Below are 16077 nucleotides of genomic sequence, written 5' to 3' on the forward strand. Positions count from 1 at the left end.
CCGCCCCCCGGCCCGGGGGGCCGGCGGGGGCCGCCGCGGGGGCGGGGGGGGCGCGCCCCGGCCCCCCCCCCCCCTCTCCGCTTCCGCCACGCGCCTATTGGGGGTCCGGCCCCACCGCGACCGGCCGCTCCGGGTCCGACGACCATTCCGACCAGGATCCGACGTACAGCGCCGCCGGGATGCCCGCCACCGCCAGCGCCAGCACCTCGTGCGCCGCCGAGACGCCGGAACCGCAGTACACGCCGACCGGTGTGTCCGCAGACGCGCCCAACGCCCGGAACCGCGTGCTCAGTTCCCCGGCGGACAGGAAGCGGCCGTCCGAGCCCACGTTCTCGGTGGTGGGCGCCGAGACCGCGCCCGGGATGTGCCCGCCGACCCGGTCGATCGGCTCCACCTCGCCCCGGTAGCGCTCCCCCGCCCGCGCGTCCAGCAGCAGCCCTGACCGGGCCAGCGCCGCCGCGCCGTCGGCGTCGAGCAGCCCGGCCGCCGCCGGTACCGGCGTGAAGTCGCCCTCGTCCGGCTGCGGCACCGAGGTCTCGAGCGGGCCGTCCCAGGACGGCAACCCGCCGTCGAGGACCCGCACGTCCGGGTGACCGGTCCAGCGCAGCAGCCACCACGCGCGGGCGGCCCCCCAGCCCAGCCCGCCGTCGTACACGACCACCGGCCGGTCCGCCGACACGCCCGCGCGGCGCATCGCGGCGCCGAACTCCTCCGGATCGGGCAGCGGATGACGTCCCCGCCCGGCCGGCGGGGCGGCCAACTCCCGGTCCAGGTCGACGAAGACGGCACCCGGAAGATGTCCAGCCAGGTAGGCGGCCCGGCCGTCGAACGGCGGCTGACCGGCCGCCGCGGGCGTGCTGAGCTGCCAGCGGACGTCGAGCAGCACCGGCGGGTCACCGCCCGCCAGTTCACCGACGAGTTCGGATGCGGAGATGATGACGTTCATCATGTTCCTTCGTGGATACTCCGCTCTTCAGAGCGGAGAGGAAACAAACTCCTACGGAGCAGGATGAGGAGTTGGATCCGCGGCGGATCTCAATGCCCTGACCCGCAGGTTTGTCCTGTATGGGTGATCTCGCTAGTTTACGGGTGTGACCATGAGCCGTGTGAAGCGTGCATTCAAGCACCGCTTTTATCCGACGGATGCGCAGGCGACAGAGCTATCGCGCACGTTCGGATGCGTGCGGAAGGTCTACAACCTGGCGCTTGCCGTCCGGACCGAGGCGTGGACGCGTGGGGAGCGGGTCGATTACAACGCCACCTCGGCGATGCTGACCGCGTGGAAGAGGACCGAGGAACTCGCCTACCTCTACGAGGTCTCTTCCGTTCCGCTCCAGCAGACACTGCGGCACCTCCAGACGGCGTTCACGAACTTTTTCGCCGGGCTGGCGGTGTCTGTCTGTGGAGCTGGCGTAAGACCTCAACGGAGTTCTCCGAGCGGGCAGTTCGGCGACGAAGCAGAAAATCCTACGGCGCAAGCCGTAGGAATCCCCCTCGTTCACGAGGGGGATGAAGCCAAGGTCACCATCTTGGCGCACGGGGTGGCCGAGTCGCCCATGTCCGGCTAATCTGCTCGGCCGGGCAGACCCGATCACGAGGCGTATGGGATCGGGCACATGCCGTACTACCGATCGACATCATCCGGCAAGCGCGCCGAACCGGGCGGAGGCCCGCGCGTCGGGCATCCTCCGGAGGCGGAACCGCCGTACGGGGGCGGGCCCAGGGCGCGCGGCGCCGTGGCTGACGCCTGGAGCAGCGCGGCGACGATCCGCGGAGCGAACGCGACACGACCCTCGCCCGGGTCGAGAAGAGAGCGACGATGACCGACACACGGGGGTCCGCCCACCGAGACGGTGAAGCGCCCTTTCGGCACGTGCCCGGCACACCCTGCTGGGTGAGCCTCATGGTGCACGGACCGGACACGGCCCGGAGGTTCTACGAAGCGCTGTTCGGCTGGGAGTTCCGGCCCGGCCCGCAGCAACCCGGCCCGTACGCACGCGCGCTGCTCGACGGCCGCGAGGTGGCCGGCATCGGCCTGCTGCCGCCGGACCGTCACCTGCCCATCGCCTGGACGCCCTACTTCGCCTCCGCGGACGTGGACCGCACGGCCGAGGCCGTGCGGTCCTGCGGCGGCACGGTCGGGGTCGGCCCGCTGGACGCCTCCGAGGCCGGGCGGCTGGCGATCTGTTCCGACCCCTCGGGGGCCGTCTTCGGCATCTGGCAGGCGTCCGCGCACCTCGGCACGGCCGTCACCGGGGTGCCCGGCGCGCCCGCCTGGAACGAGTTGACGACCTTCGAGTCGGAGCGGGCGGCCAAGTTCTACGCATCGGTGTTCGGTTACACGGTGGAACCGGAGATCTCCACCGAAGTCGACCACGTGGCCCTGAACCTGGAGGGCCACCCCGTGGCCGCCGTCCACGGCGTGGGCAACGTCCTGCTCCGGGACCGGGGACCGCACTGGACGACGTACTTCACCGTGGCCGACCTCGACGACGCGGTGGACCGCGTCCTGCACCTGGGCGGCCAGATCCTCGGACGGTCCCGCGACACCACCCACGGCCGCACCGCCACGGTCGCCGACCCGGAGGGCGCCCGCTTCGCGCTCTTGCAGAGCCCTCTCTGACGGGCAGGCTTCGCGGTCGGCGACCACCGCGGACGCAGGTCTTCCTCCGGCAGGAAGCGGACGCGGTTCCGGGCCGGTCCGGTCGCTGCCGGTTCCGGTGCTGTGCGCACCCTCGTAGACGTCGGTCCAGCGCGTCACCGCCGGCCTGCGCGTCCACACGACACGAACCGGGCACTGCGGGACTACTCCACGGCCCGGCCTGCGGTGTGCATCAGTTCGCGGACGGTGTACCCGTATGTCCCGGCAAGATCCTCCCTGGCGTAGCACAGCACCTCGTCGCCGTCGTATTCGCCTTCACAGGCGTCCAGTCCGTCGAGTACGCCGAGGGCCACGGCCTCGGCCGCGTCGAGCATGCCCAACTCCAGACGGCGACGGACATCGGCCTCGTACTGCTCGATGACCGGCTGGATCAGGCGGCTCGCGGCCTCATGGACGTCGGTGTACCCGAAGCCCGGGCGATAACTGGTGCTCAACTGATCGATCTCCAGGGCGCGCAGGGCGTGCTCGACCTCGACTGCGGTCCTCTCCTGAAGGGTTGACAGTTCAGCGCGTGCCCGCGGGTTCAGCACGCGTACGGCCAACCGGTCGGCTTCCGCGCGTAGTTCGGGCCGGGCGTCCAGCAGCCGGTCCAGCACTGCGGCCTTCTCCACGGCGGTGAGTGTGTTCAGGGCTTCACCCAGGACACGGCGAGCGTCCCCGGCAGGCGTGGCGCGCCAGGGCAGGCGCCGTTCGACGGCGTGCAGGGCGAGTGCGACGGCATGCCGGCACAAGCGTCCTGACGTCGGGGCGCACGCACCGTCGCATTCCGCCGTCAGTTCCCGCCCCACGACCTGCACCCGGACCCCGCAGGCGGTGCCCGAGCCGTCCCGCACCAGACCGCCGATGCCCCGGGACTCGCTCCCCGCCTCGATCACCGCACCGTCGGCGAGCAGGATCCGCCCCTCGGTGACCTCGGTGTCGTCGGCGAACGCGCACACCGTTTCCTCGTCCATTGCCACAGCCATTCGATCATTCAAGCGCACGGCTGAGGGGCTCCGTGAGCGGACGGCCGGAGCCACTGCGGTGGGCGCGGACACAACACCGCGCCAAGGGGCAGCAGTGCGAAGGCTCCGGCGCCGGCGAAGGTTCGCGGACTGCCGGCGAAGGCCGAGTCCACCGAGTTCCCCGAGGAGGCCGAGGCTCTCACCGCCAAGGCGCAGCAGCTCACGACCCGGCACAACATTGACGCGGCGCTGTCGGACGCCGAGCAGGGCACCCGGCAGGTGCCGGGGGTGTGCGGGTCGGTGTGGACACGCCGTACGTGAAACCGAAGGCGCACCTGCTGCGGGCGAAGGCGGAGGCCAACCGGTGCCGCGCGGATCGCCGAGCGGCTGACCCGGGCGACCGGCGAGACCACCGAGGCGGCCCGCGAGGACCACGGGCCCGCACTGCTGTCGATGCCGGCCACCCGGGCCCCGGGTGATGGACGGCCAGGTGGACGAGCGGTTCACGGACCTGTCCTACCACCTCGGTGAGACACACGTCCGGGACCAGGAGGGCTGGGCGCACGGCACGGCCGCCGCGAACCGCACACCACTGCGCGGCCAGGCCGGGGTGCTCCGCTGAGTTCGGTATCCAGGGTCCTTCTCGTCTGTTCGAGCCGGCAGCCGACGCTGCTGTGACGCAGGGGCGGATGGTGCCCCACCGGGTCGTGCAGGGGGTCTTCACGGCCCCGAGGCTGCGGGACCGGAGAAGGGTGCCCTGCCGGAAACTGTGAGCAGTCAGCGGGTATGTGTCACTTAAGCGCTCAAACGAGCGACATCAGAACAGTAATGGCCAAAGTGCTCACGGTTTTGGGACGGTGTCTCCTCCCCGGGGCGTGGACACGTGCCCTGGTATCGCCCACGTCGGGGCTGCCGTCCCACCGGGCGGTCACGGAAAACCGCCCGCACGAGCAGCTGACCGCCCCGGCAAGGTCCGAGGCACTGTCACTCAATCCCCCCCTCCCGCCGAGCAGCGCGACCGGCTCGACCCACAACACCACCTTCAGATCGCTCGCACCACCCGGAGGAACACCACCGGGTCCTCGCCATCTGGCCCTTATGGCACTTTCCCGTCCGCGCACGTCACTGGGGAGTGGTGGCAGGATGACGAGATCTCCGATATCGCCCACGCCGTATGTGTCCAGCAGAGCCCCGTAGTCGCTCGGAAGCCCGATGCCCAGCTCGGTTTCGGCCGCGCCCCAGTCGATCCGCTCTCTGCCCGCGAAGTCCGCCGGTACGAGATCGAGCAATACGGCCACGTCGGAATGAAGGTCCATGGCGATATCCCCTTGGGATCAGTGGTCAGCGACCTCAGCGGTCGCGCGGACAGGTCGGCCGGCAGACAGGGCAGGCACAGGTTCCGTAATCTGGAGTTGCGACGCTCTGTGATCGCCGAGAGACCTGTGTCTGCGGTGTCGTGGCCCGAGGGGCGTACGGGAATCGCGAGGCGGTTCGCGCCGGATGGTGAACCGTCGAAACTCGGATGCGTGCGCCACTCCCACCTGCCATTCTCGGCGCCATGCCTGCATTCGAGGAGCTCGTAGAGGAAGGCGAGGCCGTTCCCACTGCGGGGTGGGACTTTTCCTGGTTCGCAGGTCGCGCCAGCGAGCAGCGGCCGTCCTGGGGCTATGCCCGGTTGCTTGCGGAGCGAATGGCGAAGGCCGCGGCCGGACTCGACATCCAGACGGGTGGTGGCGAGGTGCTGGCCTCGATCCCCGTCGCCCCGCCTGTGCTGGCGGCGACGGAGTCCTGGCCCCCGAACATCGCGATCGCCCGCCGTACTCTGGCGAAGTTCGACGCAACTGTCGTCGAGGCCGAGGACGCATCCGACCTGCCGTTCTTGAAGGAGTCGTTCGACCTGGTGGTCAGCCGACATCCTGTGGTGACCCGCTGGGACGAGGTGCGACGGGTGCTACGCCCGGGTGGCGTGTACCTGGCCCAACACGTCGGTTCAGGCTCAGTGCGAGAACTGACCGAGTTCATGATGGGGCCTCAGGGACCGAGGTCGCAGTCGGTGTCGGCGGCGACCACCTACGCAGGCACGAGCCCGATCGCGGCGGTGACCGGCGCGGAGGCGGCGGGCTTGGACGTCGTCGACGTACGCCAGGAAGCTCTCCGGGTGGAGTTCCACGACATCGCGGCGGTGGTCCACTTCCTGCGTAAGGTGATCTGGATCGTTCCCGGTTTTACAGTGGATGCCTACCGCGAACGCCTGGCGGAACTCCACTCCTTCATCGAGCGCCATGGTCCGTTCGTGGCTCACTCGCAGCGGTTCCTCATCGAGGCGCACCGGCGAAGGCAGGAGGCGATGGTCGGCGGTTCGGGCGTTCGCCGTGCCAACGCTGACTGGCCTGGAGTGGGCTGACACCGTTGCTCCAGGAAGCCGGGTCGACGCACTCCACTCCCCCGTGGGCGATCAGTCACCGTGCCGTCGCCGCACCTACTCGTAGGTCCAACTCGATTTCCAGAGCAGCCTGTTCATTCACACTCGGGTCGTAACCGTTCCATTCCCGCAGGATGACGCACGCCTGGTCGGCGTGGGCCATGCGTTCCTCGGACGTCAGCAGGGTCTCGGCGAGGTGAGACAGGCGACCCTGTAAGGACATGCCTTCGGAGGAGGCTGTCCGAGCGAGTCGGTCGCGGGCTTCGACGGGGGTGTGGGCCTCCTCAATCGACTCGAAGATGTGGTCCGGTGACGGGGCCGCCTTCAAGGGGACGCAGGAGGTGGCGGGTTGGGTGATGCTGGTGGAGTTGACGGGTTGCATCGTCATGCCCACACGGTCCCGGCGTTCACTTAGCGTGGCCAGCGGTAACGCAGCGACAGGGGACGGCTGTGCGCGCGCTCTCCGCGGGAGTACGAGCCGCGTGCCGTGACGGCGTCCCTCGTGGGGCGTTGAGCAGAACAGGCGGTGGTGAACACGGCGGAGCGCAAGGGCGCGGTGGCGGGGGCCGAGGCGGTTCCCGGGGAGCTTGGGCACGGCGGCGCGGGGGCGGTCGTGCGTCTCGGGGACGACTGGGACAACGACGACGGAGCCGGGCGGCGACCGGAGGACGAGGCGGGGCGAGGGGTCGTCGTCGCGTTCGGGCAGACCATGAAGACGCTGCGGGTGCGGGAGGGCCTGGAACGCGAGGAGTTCGGGAGGCGGCTCGGGTACTCGGCGTCCACGATCGCCTCGTTCGAGCAGGGCCGGAGGATTCCGTCCCCCAGGACGATCGCGGTGGGGGTGGCCGGGTGGCTTCCCGGGTATGCCCGGCAGGTCGACAGCGGTTCCTTTCCGGCGGAGGTGTCGGCCCTGGAGACCGACGCACGAGCCATGGCACACCTGATCGAGGAGAGCGAGGCGATGGGTGTCAACGCCGAACTGCCGCGGCTGATCAAGGCGTTGGCCGACCGCTCGATCGCCGCCGGACACGGTGGGGAGCAGTATCCGGTGCTGATCGAGGAGTTCGGCAGACCCCGTACCGGCTGACCGGTCCGGTCAGGCCTGAGTGATGGGCAGCACGTCCGGTGCCAGAGTCGCCGCGCGGGCCGTCGCGGCCGTCATGCGGCGGCGGTGGTGGCGGCGGCACAGGACCTCGTAGCCGACCTCGTCCGCGGAGTCGGTGACGTCGCCGACCACCACCTGGGCGCCCTCCACGACCATGACTCCGCCGACGGTGCGGGCGTTGTGGGTGGCGCGGGCGCCGCACCAGCACAGGGCCTCGACCTGGAGCACCTCGACCCGGTCGGCCAGTTCGACCAGGCGCTGGGAGCCCGGGAACAGCTTGGAGCGGAAGTCGGTCGTGATGCCGAAGGCGTAGACGTCGATCTCCAGGTCGTCCACCACACGTGCGAGCTGGTCTATCTGCTCCGGTGCCAGGAACTGTGCCTCGTCCGCGATCACGTAGTCCGCGCGCCGGCCCTGCGTGAGGTGGTCAACGAGGTGCGTGTACAGGTCCGCGCGGTCCCCGACCTCCACCGCGTCGGTGACCAGGCCGAGGCGGGAGGACAGCTTGCCCTCCCCCGCACGGTCGTTACGGGTGAAGATCATGCCCACCAGGCCGCGCGCCGAGCGGTTGTGCTCGATCTGGAGAGCCAGCGTCGACTTCCCGCAGTCCATCGTTCCGGAGAAGAACACGAGCTCGGGCATGGGAGGTTGGGCACCTTTCGGTGGGGGCGGGCTGGGTCGGGACGGCGGTCGGAAGCCGGCGGCCGGGAGCCTCAGGAGCGTACTTCGAGCAGCGGGACCAGCTGCTCGGCAGGGGTCAGCGAACCGTGGTTGCCGACCATCGCCGACTCCTTCGGCTCCCGCTCCGAGGCGATGACCAGCACGTCGTCCCGCGCGGCGGCGACCACATCGCCGATGCGGTGGTGGACGCGGTCGTCGATGCGGGGGCCGAACCAGCCCGCCGCGATCGCCTCGTCCCGCGAGGCCACCCAGAACTGCTCGCCGAGCACCTCGCGCCAGCAGGTCAGTACGTCGTTCTCCGCGCCGGGGACGGCGTAGACGTGGCGGGCGCGGCCCTCGCCGCCGAGCAGGGCGACCCCGGCGCCCAGCTCCCAGTCGTGGTCGAAGTCGATGCGGTGCTCCTCGTCGAAGGGCACGTCGACCATCCCGTGGTCGGCGGTGACGTAGAGCGCGCTGCGCGGCGGAAGCTGTTCGGCCAGGCGCTGGACCAGGCGGTCGACGTACATGAGCTGGCCACGCCAGGTGTCGGAGTCGACGCCGTAGCGGTGTCCGGCGCCGTCGACCTCGGCGTAGTACGTGTAGACCAGGGAGCGGTCGGCGGCGGCCAGTTGTTCGGCCGCGAGGTCCATGCGCTCCTCTCCGGACAGCCGCCCGTGGAAGGTGCCGCCGCTCAGCGCGACCTTCGTCAGCGGCGTCTGGGCGAAGGCGGGCGAGGACACCTGGGCGGCGTGCACCCCGGCGCGGTGGGCCAGCTCGAAGACGGTGGGGTGCGGCTGCCAGGTGTCGGGCCGGGTCCAGGGCTGCCAGCGCAGCTGGTTCATCAGTTCGCCGGTGTCCGGGTTGCGCACGGTGTACCCGGGCAGGCCGTGTGCTCCGGGCGGCAGACCGGTGCCGACGGAGGCGAGGGAGGTGGCGGTGGTGGCCGGGTAGCCCGTGGTGATCGGCCGTCCGGTGCCGCCGCGCGAGCCGGGCAGCAGGGACGCCATGAACGGGGCTTCCTCGGGGTGCGCCTTCAGCTGCTCCCAGCCGAGGCCGTCGATCAGGAACACGCAGTTCCGGTCGGCGGGGGGCAGTTCCGGGATCGCGGCGGTGAGGCCGGGGACGCCCATGCCCGCGGCGAGCGTGGGCAGCAGGTCGGCCAGTGAGCCGGTGCCGTATTCGGGCCGGGGCGCGGAGGCCGGGGCGAGGGGCTCGGGGTGGGCCCCGGGCGTGAGGGGCCAGGCGGTGGGGGCGGCCTGCGCGAGGTTCGGGGTGTGCGGGGTGTCGGAGGTGTGTGTCATCAGTTCGTGGGGTCCGCGGTCGCCTCGGAGAGGGCCTGCGCGAAGGCGAGCGCCTGGCGCACCGTCTCCGGGCCGTCCCCGGCCTCGCTGACCCGCAGGCTGAGGTCGTCGGCGGTCGAGCTGCCGGTGTAGCCGTGGTCGGCCTCGCAGTTGGGGTCGCCGCAGGCGGCCGGCTCCAGGTCGAGGCGGGAGACCGCGCCCCAGCCGATGGTGAGCACGATCTCGCGGGGCAGGGTGCCCGGCTTGTACGACTCGGGGTTGGCGACCACGCGGCTGACCACGATCGACGAGATCCGGCCGAGCTTCACGGACTCCGTGGACGTGGTGGCGTAGGGCGTCGGGGAGGTGGTGTCGGCGGCCTGCTCGTCGGTGTGGCTGACGATGAAGCGGTTGCCGGTGAGGACGAGCACGGTCACATGGCGCCGCACCTCGTTCTGGTCGAACGTCGTCTCCTGGTGGACCAGGTACGACCGGACGGGCTCGCCGCCCACGGCGGCCTCCACCGCCTCGGCCACGAGGGCCGGGTAGTAGCCGCTGCGCTCGATCGCCGCCCGCAGCCCCTGGGTCGTCGTACTGGTCTTGGCCATGGCGCCCATCCTACGGGGGACCGCTGACTGCGAAGCACCGGTCGCGGCACTCCCGCTCGCGCCGGTCCGGATCCGCCGGGAGTTGCGCGGTCGAGCCGCCCGGGCGTTCGAGCGGCGGGGCGTCACCGATCCGCTTCACCGGTCCACGTCCTCGCCCGACGGCTGCTCGTCCACCGGGGTGCCGTCCCGCGCGAGGCGGTCGGCGAGTTCGTCCCGGAACAGCCTGCTGCGGTCGAGGGCCTGGACCCGGTAGGCGGTACGGCCGACGATCTGGCTGGTGATCGGCGCGGTGAGCAGCTGGAACAGGATGACGAGCAGGAGCACCGGCGCGTAGCGCAGGGGCATCTGCACGGCGGTTCCGGCCAGGATGAGCAGCAGGCCGAGCGTCTGGGCCTTGGCGGCCGCGTGCAGGCGGCTGCCGATGTCCGGGAAGCGGAGCAGTCCCACGGAGCCGAGCAGGCAGAAGACCGCACCGGCCGGGAGCAGGATGGCGGTGATCACGTCGGGCACGGCGGTCATCGCAGGCCCGCCCGCTTCTCGATCAGGTGGGCGGCCGTCACCGATCCGGTGAAGGCGAGCAGGGCGAGGACGACGAGCACGGGCAGGGGCGTGGTGTCCTCGCGCACGGCCATGCCCACGGCGGTCCCGGCGATGATCATCGTCAGCAGGACGTCCAGCGCCACGATGCGGTTGAGCGCGTCCGGACCGCGCACGAGGCGCAGCAGGGTGAGCAGTCCGGCCACCGACAGCACGGCCAGGGTGGCGGTGTACATGACGGTCATGGTGTTCTGCCTCCTCGATCGGGGTCGGGGGAAGGCCCGGTGCCGTCGTCTCCGGGCGGTCCGGTGCGGCGGCGGGTCGTGCCGACGGCCCGTGCGACCCTGCGCTCCACGGACTGCACCGCCTTTCTGCGGCGGGCGACGTCGGCTTCGTCGTGGACCGGGATCGTGTGGACGTACAGCCGTTGCCGGCGCCGGTCGATCTCCACCACCAGCGTGCCGGGCGCGATGGTGGTGAACTCGGCCACGGCGGTGATCAGCAGGTCGCTGTCGACGCGCAGCGGGACCTCGACGATCGCGGCGGACGTCCTTCCCCCGTATCTCAGGACCTGCCAGGCGACGGTGGTCCCGGACCCGACGAGATCGGTCAGCAGGGCGATCAGCAGGCGCCCGATCGCCAGTGGCCGGGGCACCGCCCCCGGCAGGACCGGCGGCAGGGAGAAGGTCCCGACGACGGCCGTGGCGACGAGCAGGCCTCCGACGAGGACCACCGGGCTCACGGACCCCCACAGCAGGATCCACAGCAGCCACAGCCAGCCGATCATGGGCAGGTGGTGCCGGACTCGGCGGGCGTTCTCCCGGCGGGTCAACGGTCCTCCCCGGTCACGACGGCGGAGCGGTAGGCCCACGGGTCGAGCAGTTCGTGTGCGGCTCGTTCGCCGACGTGGGCGAGCGGGCCCGCCCAGACGGCCACCGCGACACTGGTCACCACCATGACGGCGGTGGCGGCGGTCATCAGCCCGGCCCCGTACCGGTCGGCGCGGGGCTCCGGGCCGCGGACGGTGTCGGAGGCCGTGGGCTCGTCCCGCGGTGCCGGGGTCCGGCGGTCGCCTTCGCGCCGGTGCGGGTCCGGACGGCCCGCGTCGCGGCGGTCCGGATACGGCTTCTGCCGCATGAAGGCCCTGGTCCACACCCGGGTCATGGCGTAGATCGTCAGCAGGCTGGTGAGCAGGGCGGCCGCGGCGAGGGCGTACGCCGCGGTGCCGCCCTGCCCCACGCCGGCCCGCAGCAGGGTCAGTTTGGCCACGAACCCGGAGAACGGCGGGATCCCGGCCAGGCTCAGGGCGGGGAGGGCGAACAGCACGGCGACCACCGGCGTCGGGGGCGGCCGCTGCGCCATGCGTTCCAGGCCCGTCGTCTCCGTGTGGCGTACGACGAGGGCGGCGGCCAGGAAGAGCGCGGCCTGGACGACGATGTGGTGGACCATGTAGAGGACCGTGCCGGTGAGCCCGAGGGTGTCGAACATCGCGAGCCCGAACAGCATGAAGCCGATGTGGCCGACGAGGGCGAAGGACAGCAGCCGGTTGACGTCGTCCTGCGCGAGGGCGCCGAGGATGCCCACGATCATGGTGGCGATCGCCACGCAGGCCAGCAGGACCCACACGCTGGAGCGCGGGAAGAGCAGCGTCTGGGTGCGCAGCAGGGCGTAGACGGCGACCTTGGTCAGCAGTGCGGCGAACACGGCGGTGATCGGCGCCGGCGCGGTGGGATAGCTGTCGGGCAGCCAGAAGTGCAGGGGGACGAGCGCCGCCTTGATGCCCAGGACGGCCAGGAGCAGCAGGGCGAGCGCGCCGCGCAGGCCGTCGGGGAGTTCGGCGAGCCGCGGCCCGAGCTGGGCCAGGGTGACCGTGCCGGTGGCCGCGTACACCAGGCCGACGAGCGTGAGGAACAGCAGGGAGGACGTCAGGCTGATGATCGTGTACGTCATGCCCGCCCTGGTGCGGTTCCCGTCGGCGTCCAGGGTGATCAGGACGTAGGAGGCGGCGAGCAGCACTTCGAAGGCCACGAAGAGGTTGAACAGGTCGCCGGTGAGGAAGGCCAGGCTCACCCCGGTGACGAGCAGCAGATAGGCGGGGTGGAAGACCTCCGCCGTGCTGCGGCGGTCCTCGGCGGTGCCCTGGCCGATCGCGAAGAGCAGCACGGCCAGGGTCACCAGGAGGGACACCGTGAGCAGGAGCGCCGACAGCCGGTCGGCGACGAGCGTGATGCCCAGCGGGGCCGGCCAGCCGCCTACGTGCACGGCCTGCGGACCGCGGGTTTCGGCGAGGGCCAGCAGAGCCGCCGCGTCCGCCAGGACGCCCGCCAGGACGAGGGTGCTCATCGCGCGGACCACCCGGCCGGGCAGGCCGAGCAGGGTCACACCGGCGGCCAGGACCGGCAGTACCACGGGCAGGACGAGCAGCAGTGCGGTCATCGGTGGTCCCCCGGGGTGGTGCCGTGGTCGCGGTGGTCCGGTTCGTCGCCGTCGTCGGTTCCGTCGCCGTCGTCGAGGTCGGTTTCCTCGTGTGTGCCGCTCACCTCGTCGGACCCGGCGCGCTGCAGGGCGATGTCGATGCGCCGGTCCTCCACGTCGTCGCGCACCTCGTCGCTGCCGGACAACCGCCAGGAACGGTAGGCGAGGGCCATCAGGAACGCCGTGAGACCGAACGTGATCACGATCGACGTCAGTGCCATGGCCTGGGGCAGCGGGTCGGCGGGCTCCGCCGGGTTCACCGGCTTCCCGTCCAGTACCGGGGGCCGGCCGGGTGTGCCGCCGGCGACCAGGAGCAGCAGGTTGGTGCCGTGGCCCAGGAGGATGAAGCCGAGGACGATCCGCATCAGGGACCGTTGCAGCATGAGGTGGAAGCCGATCGTGAACAGGCCGCCCACCACGACGGCCATCGTCACGTCGAGGGTGTTCACCGTGTTGTCCACCGCGCCGCTCACCGGACGGATCCCTCCTCTTCCCGGGCCGCCGCCGCACCGGCCTCTCCGAGCGAGACGCCCACCGCCGACAGGAGCTTGAGGACGACACCGACCACGAGCAGGTAGACACCGACGTCGAGGAACAGGCTGGTCGCCCACTTCACCTCGCCCAGCAGCGGCAGGTGCCAGGTCACCAGGCGGCTGTCCAGCGGCGCACCGCCGACGGTCAGCGGCGCCAGGGCGGTGACCGCCGCGATCACCAGGCCCGTGCCCGCGACCGCGACCGGGCGCAGGCGTACGGCGGCGCCGAGGTCGGCCTGGCCGCCGACGAGGTACCGCAGGACGAACGCCAGCCCCGCGACCAGTCCGCCGGAGAACCCTCCGCCGGGGCGGTAGTGCCCGGAGAACAGCAGGAACACCGAGAGCACCAGGATCGAGGGGAAGAGCAGCCGGATGGCCACTTCCAGCAGGACCGAGCGCTCGCCGCCGGGCCGTTCACCTGCTCCCGGCAGCCAGGTCTGCCGGGGCTCGTCCCAGTGCGTCGTGGGGAAGCGGGTCGGCGGCTCCTCGTCGGTGCCCCGCACCGCGTCGCGGTCGCGGAACCGGATCAGGCTGCCCACTCCGACCGCCGACACCAGCACGACCGAGATCTCACCCAGCGTGTCCAGGGCCCGGAAGTCGACGATGATCGCGTCGACGACGTTGAGGGCGCCCGTCTCCGCCGCCCGGCGCAGGTATCCGGGCGAGATCACCGGGGCCGTGCGCGCGGAGGCCGCCGCCAGCGCGAAGCAGGTGACGACGGCGCCGACCCCGACGGCAACCGCGCCCCGCAGCACCCGCCCCGGCACCGACCTCCGGCCGGGATCGAACCGGGCCGGCATCCGGCGCAGCACCAGCACCACGACGACCAGCGTCGTCGTCTCGACCAGGAACTGGGTGAGCGCCAGGTCCGGGGCTCCGCGGACCAGGAACAGGCCCGCCGCGCCGTACCCGACGGCCCCGGTCAGCAGGATGGCGGTGAGCCGGTGCCGGGCGGCCACCACCGCCGCGGCGGCCGCCAGCATGACCACGGCCAGCACCGGTTCGAGCGAATACCGCCACAGGGGCGGTGCCCCCAGCGACGGTGCCGCCGCTACGAGTGCCGCGCCGGGCACCGCGACGACCGTCGTGAGCAGCACGGTCAGATAGACGGGCAGCGAGCCGACCTGGGTGTGCCGGGTCAGTGCCACGGCCAGCCGGTCCACGCCCTCGACCGCGCGGTCGTACGCGTGCTGCACGTCGGTCAGGCGCGGCAGGCGGTTCACCGCGGCAGAGCGGCGGCGGAGCGCGTGGATCAGGGCACCGGCGACGAGCGACAGCGCGGACAGCCCGAGTACCGGGGTGAAGCCGTGCCACAGGGACAGTTCGTACGGTCCGCCGGCTCCCGGCGGGTAGGCGTCGGCGTAGGCGGTGGTCAGGGCCGCCGTGCCGGGGTACGCCACGCCCAGCACCAGGCCCGCCCCGGACAGCACGGCCACCGGTGCGACGAATCCCGCCTCCGGGCTCCGCGCGGACCGTGCCGCCCTCCCCTTCGGCGGCCCGCCGAAGGCGCCGTGCAGGAACCGTGCCGCGAACGCCACGGTCAGCGTGGAGCCGCACACGAGCACCACCGTCAGCTGCTGGTGGCCGGAGAGTTCGGTGCCGTGCAGGAACGCGTCCAGGGCGGCCTCCTTGCCCAGGAAGCCGACGAGGGGCGGCAGACCGGCCATCGACGCGGTGGCGAGTGCCGTGACGCCGAAGAGCACGGGCAGCCGGCGGCCCAGTCCCGACAGCTCCCGGATGTCGCGGGTACCGGTGTGGTGGTCCACGATCCCGACGGACAGGAACAGCGCCGACTTGAACGCCGCGTGCGCCAGCAGCATCACCACGCCGGCCAGCGCCGCCGTCCGGGTTCCGGCGCCCAGCAGGGCGGTCAGCAGACCGAGTTCGCTGACGGTCCCGTAGGCGAGGAGCAGCTTCAGGTCGGTCTCGCGCAGCGCCCGCCACGCGGCCACCACCATCGTGGCGAGCCCCACGCCGAGCACCATGGGCCGCCACGGCGTCACGTCGGCCAGGGCGGGCGCCAGGCGGGCGATCAGGTAGACCCCGGCCTTGACCATCGCCGCCGCGTGCAGGAAGGCACTGACCGGTGTGGGGGCCACCATCGCCGCGGGCAGCCAGCCGTGCAGCGGCATCTGCGCGGACTTGGTGAACGCGCCGGCCAGGACGAGCACCACGGCGGCGGAGACCGCGCCGCCCCGTGGGGGGTCCGCGAGGATCGCCGAGACGCGGTAGGTGCCGGCCGCCTGGCCCAGCATGATGAAGCCGAGCAGCATCGCCAGGCCGCCGGCCGCCGTCACCAGCAGGGCCTGACGGGCGGCCCGGCGCTGCTCGGCCCGCTTTCCGGGCCCTGCGATCAGCAGGAAGGAGGCGACCGTGGTCAGCTCCCAGAAGACGTACAGGACGAAGAGGTTGTCCGCCAGGACCAGTCCGATCATCGCCCCGGCGAAGGCCAGCAGCAGAGCGGCCAGCGGGCCGGCGTCATGTTCGACGTAGTACCGGCAGTACAGCAGCACCAGTGCCCCGACACCGGCCACCACCCACAGCATCAGCAGCGACAGGGCGTCCAGGCGCAGATCGATCGTCAGACCGAGCGACGGGGCCCACCTCAGGGACTCCTCGTACGAGCCGCCGTCCAGGACGCCCGCCGCCCGCGTGCCCGCCCAGACCACCGTCGCCAACGGCACCAGGGCCGCCACGGCCCACACCGCACGACCGAGCCGACGTTCCCACCAGGGGATCGACGCTGCGACCGTCGCGTAGGCGGCCAGCAGGACCAGCACGTCAGCACCTGCTCCTTCACGGTGGCCCGACCGCTGACGCGCGAGCGGCCTCCGCTCGAGCCTTGGGGTTT

The 16077-nt window shown here is 71.8% G+C and carries 18 protein-coding genes and 2 pseudogenes; 7 read left to right on the forward strand and 13 right to left on the reverse strand.

Annotated features, from left to right (window positions below; all coding sequences use genetic code 11):
- Positions 1-94 precede the first annotated feature (94 nt).
- Entirely contained in the window at positions 95-946 is an 852-nt protein-coding gene (locus AB0I73_RS26850; protein WP_363041489.1) for a sulfurtransferase, read from the reverse strand.
- 151 nt (positions 947-1097) lie between these two features.
- Here AB0I73_RS26850 and AB0I73_RS26855 point away from each other — a divergent pair.
- Positions 1098-1379: pseudogene (locus AB0I73_RS26855) on the forward strand (transposase); the annotation flags it as partial.
- Positions 1380-1819: 440 nt separating this feature from the next.
- Positions 1820-2623, forward strand: coding sequence for a VOC family protein (locus tag AB0I73_RS26860; protein ID WP_363041438.1), 804 nt, complete (start codon positions 1820-1822; stop codon positions 2621-2623).
- A 182-nt stretch (positions 2624-2805) separates the two neighbouring features.
- Here the strand turns inward: AB0I73_RS26860 and AB0I73_RS26865 are convergent, their stop codons facing one another.
- Entirely contained in the window at positions 2806-3627 is an 822-nt protein-coding gene (locus AB0I73_RS26865; protein WP_363041440.1) for a hypothetical protein, read from the reverse strand.
- Between the two features lie 129 nt (positions 3628-3756).
- Here AB0I73_RS26865 and AB0I73_RS26870 point away from each other — a divergent pair, with 129 nt between their 5' ends.
- Together AB0I73_RS26870 and AB0I73_RS26875 are read left to right on the forward strand one after the other, a co-directional pair.
- Positions 3757-3927, forward strand: coding sequence for a DUF2786 domain-containing protein (locus AB0I73_RS26870; RefSeq protein ID WP_363041491.1), 171 nt, complete (start codon positions 3757-3759; stop codon positions 3925-3927).
- 157 nt (positions 3928-4084) lie between these two features.
- Positions 4085-4228 carry a hypothetical protein gene (locus AB0I73_RS26875; RefSeq protein WP_363041442.1) on the forward strand — a complete coding sequence of 48 codons (144 nt, stop codon included), beginning with the start codon at positions 4085-4087 and terminating at the stop codon, positions 4226-4228.
- Positions 4229-4409: 181 nt separating this feature from the next.
- Here the strand turns inward: AB0I73_RS26875 and AB0I73_RS26880 are convergent, their stop codons facing one another.
- Positions 4410-4922, reverse strand: coding sequence for a hypothetical protein (locus AB0I73_RS26880; RefSeq protein ID WP_363041444.1), 513 nt, complete (start codon positions 4920-4922; stop codon positions 4410-4412).
- A gap of 242 nt (positions 4923-5164) precedes the next feature.
- Here AB0I73_RS26880 and AB0I73_RS26885 point away from each other — a divergent pair, with 242 nt between their 5' ends.
- A complete protein-coding gene (locus AB0I73_RS26885) occupies positions 5165-6010 on the forward strand; it encodes a class I SAM-dependent methyltransferase (RefSeq protein WP_363041446.1) in 846 nt (281 codons plus the stop codon).
- A 55-nt stretch (positions 6011-6065) separates the two neighbouring features.
- Here the strand turns inward: AB0I73_RS26885 and AB0I73_RS26890 are convergent, their stop codons facing one another.
- Complete coding sequence (locus tag AB0I73_RS26890; protein ID WP_363041448.1) at positions 6066-6416, reverse strand: hypothetical protein; 351 nt, start codon at positions 6414-6416, stop codon at positions 6066-6068.
- Positions 6417-6641: 225 nt separating this feature from the next.
- Between AB0I73_RS26890 and AB0I73_RS26895 the strand changes: the two are divergent.
- A pseudogene (locus AB0I73_RS26895) lies at positions 6642-6860 on the forward strand (helix-turn-helix transcriptional regulator); the annotation flags it as partial.
- Positions 6840-7115, forward strand: coding sequence for a hypothetical protein (locus AB0I73_RS26900; protein WP_363041493.1), 276 nt, complete (start codon positions 6840-6842; stop codon positions 7113-7115). The pseudogene AB0I73_RS26895 and the gene AB0I73_RS26900, both read left to right, overlap by 21 nt.
- Positions 7116-7124: 9 nt before the next feature.
- Here the strand turns inward: AB0I73_RS26900 and AB0I73_RS26905 are convergent, their stop codons facing one another.
- The 9 genes from AB0I73_RS26905 to AB0I73_RS26945 all read right to left on the reverse strand — a co-directional run bounded on the left by AB0I73_RS26905 (position 7125) and on the right by AB0I73_RS26945 (position 16006).
- Positions 7125-7775 carry a thymidine kinase gene (locus AB0I73_RS26905; protein WP_363041450.1) on the reverse strand — a complete coding sequence of 217 codons (651 nt, stop codon included), beginning with the start codon at positions 7773-7775 and terminating at the stop codon, positions 7125-7127.
- Between the two features lie 71 nt (positions 7776-7846).
- Positions 7847-9094, reverse strand: a complete 1248-nt coding sequence (locus AB0I73_RS26910) for a nucleotide pyrophosphatase/phosphodiesterase family protein (protein WP_363041452.1) — start codon at positions 9092-9094, stop codon at positions 7847-7849.
- Positions 9094-9690: a DUF5998 family protein gene (locus AB0I73_RS26915; protein WP_219933639.1), complete on the reverse strand. Its 597-nt coding sequence runs from the start codon at positions 9688-9690 to the stop codon at positions 9094-9096. Before AB0I73_RS26915 ends, AB0I73_RS26910 begins: the two co-directional genes overlap by 1 nt.
- 126 nt (positions 9691-9816) lie before the next feature.
- On the reverse strand, positions 9817-10200 hold the full coding sequence (mnhG, locus tag AB0I73_RS26920) for a monovalent cation/H(+) antiporter subunit G (RefSeq protein ID WP_363041454.1): 384 nt from the start codon (positions 10198-10200) through the stop codon (positions 9817-9819).
- Complete coding sequence (locus tag AB0I73_RS26925) at positions 10197-10463, reverse strand: monovalent cation/H+ antiporter complex subunit F (RefSeq protein ID WP_109380149.1); 267 nt, start codon at positions 10461-10463, stop codon at positions 10197-10199. The genes mnhG and AB0I73_RS26925 overlap by 4 nt, the downstream gene beginning before the upstream one ends.
- Positions 10460-11050, reverse strand: a complete 591-nt coding sequence (locus AB0I73_RS26930; protein WP_363041457.1) for a Na+/H+ antiporter subunit E — start codon at positions 11048-11050, stop codon at positions 10460-10462. The genes AB0I73_RS26925 and AB0I73_RS26930 overlap by 4 nt, the downstream gene beginning before the upstream one ends.
- Positions 11047-12654 carry a Na+/H+ antiporter subunit D gene (locus AB0I73_RS26935; RefSeq protein ID WP_363041459.1) on the reverse strand — a complete coding sequence of 536 codons (1608 nt, stop codon included), beginning with the start codon at positions 12652-12654 and terminating at the stop codon, positions 11047-11049. Before AB0I73_RS26935 ends, AB0I73_RS26930 begins: the two co-directional genes overlap by 4 nt.
- Positions 12651-13166, reverse strand: a complete 516-nt coding sequence (locus tag AB0I73_RS26940) for a Na(+)/H(+) antiporter subunit C (RefSeq protein WP_363041461.1) — start codon at positions 13164-13166, stop codon at positions 12651-12653. Before AB0I73_RS26940 ends, AB0I73_RS26935 begins: the two co-directional genes overlap by 4 nt.
- Complete coding sequence (locus tag AB0I73_RS26945; protein WP_363041463.1) at positions 13163-16006, reverse strand: Na+/H+ antiporter subunit A; 2844 nt, start codon at positions 16004-16006, stop codon at positions 13163-13165. The genes AB0I73_RS26940 and AB0I73_RS26945 overlap by 4 nt, the downstream gene beginning before the upstream one ends.
- Positions 16007-16077: the final 71 nt, after the last annotated feature.

Source organism: Streptomyces sp. NPDC050388, from assembly GCF_040655635.1.
GTDB lineage: Bacteria > Actinomycetota > Actinomycetes > Streptomycetales > Streptomycetaceae > Streptomyces.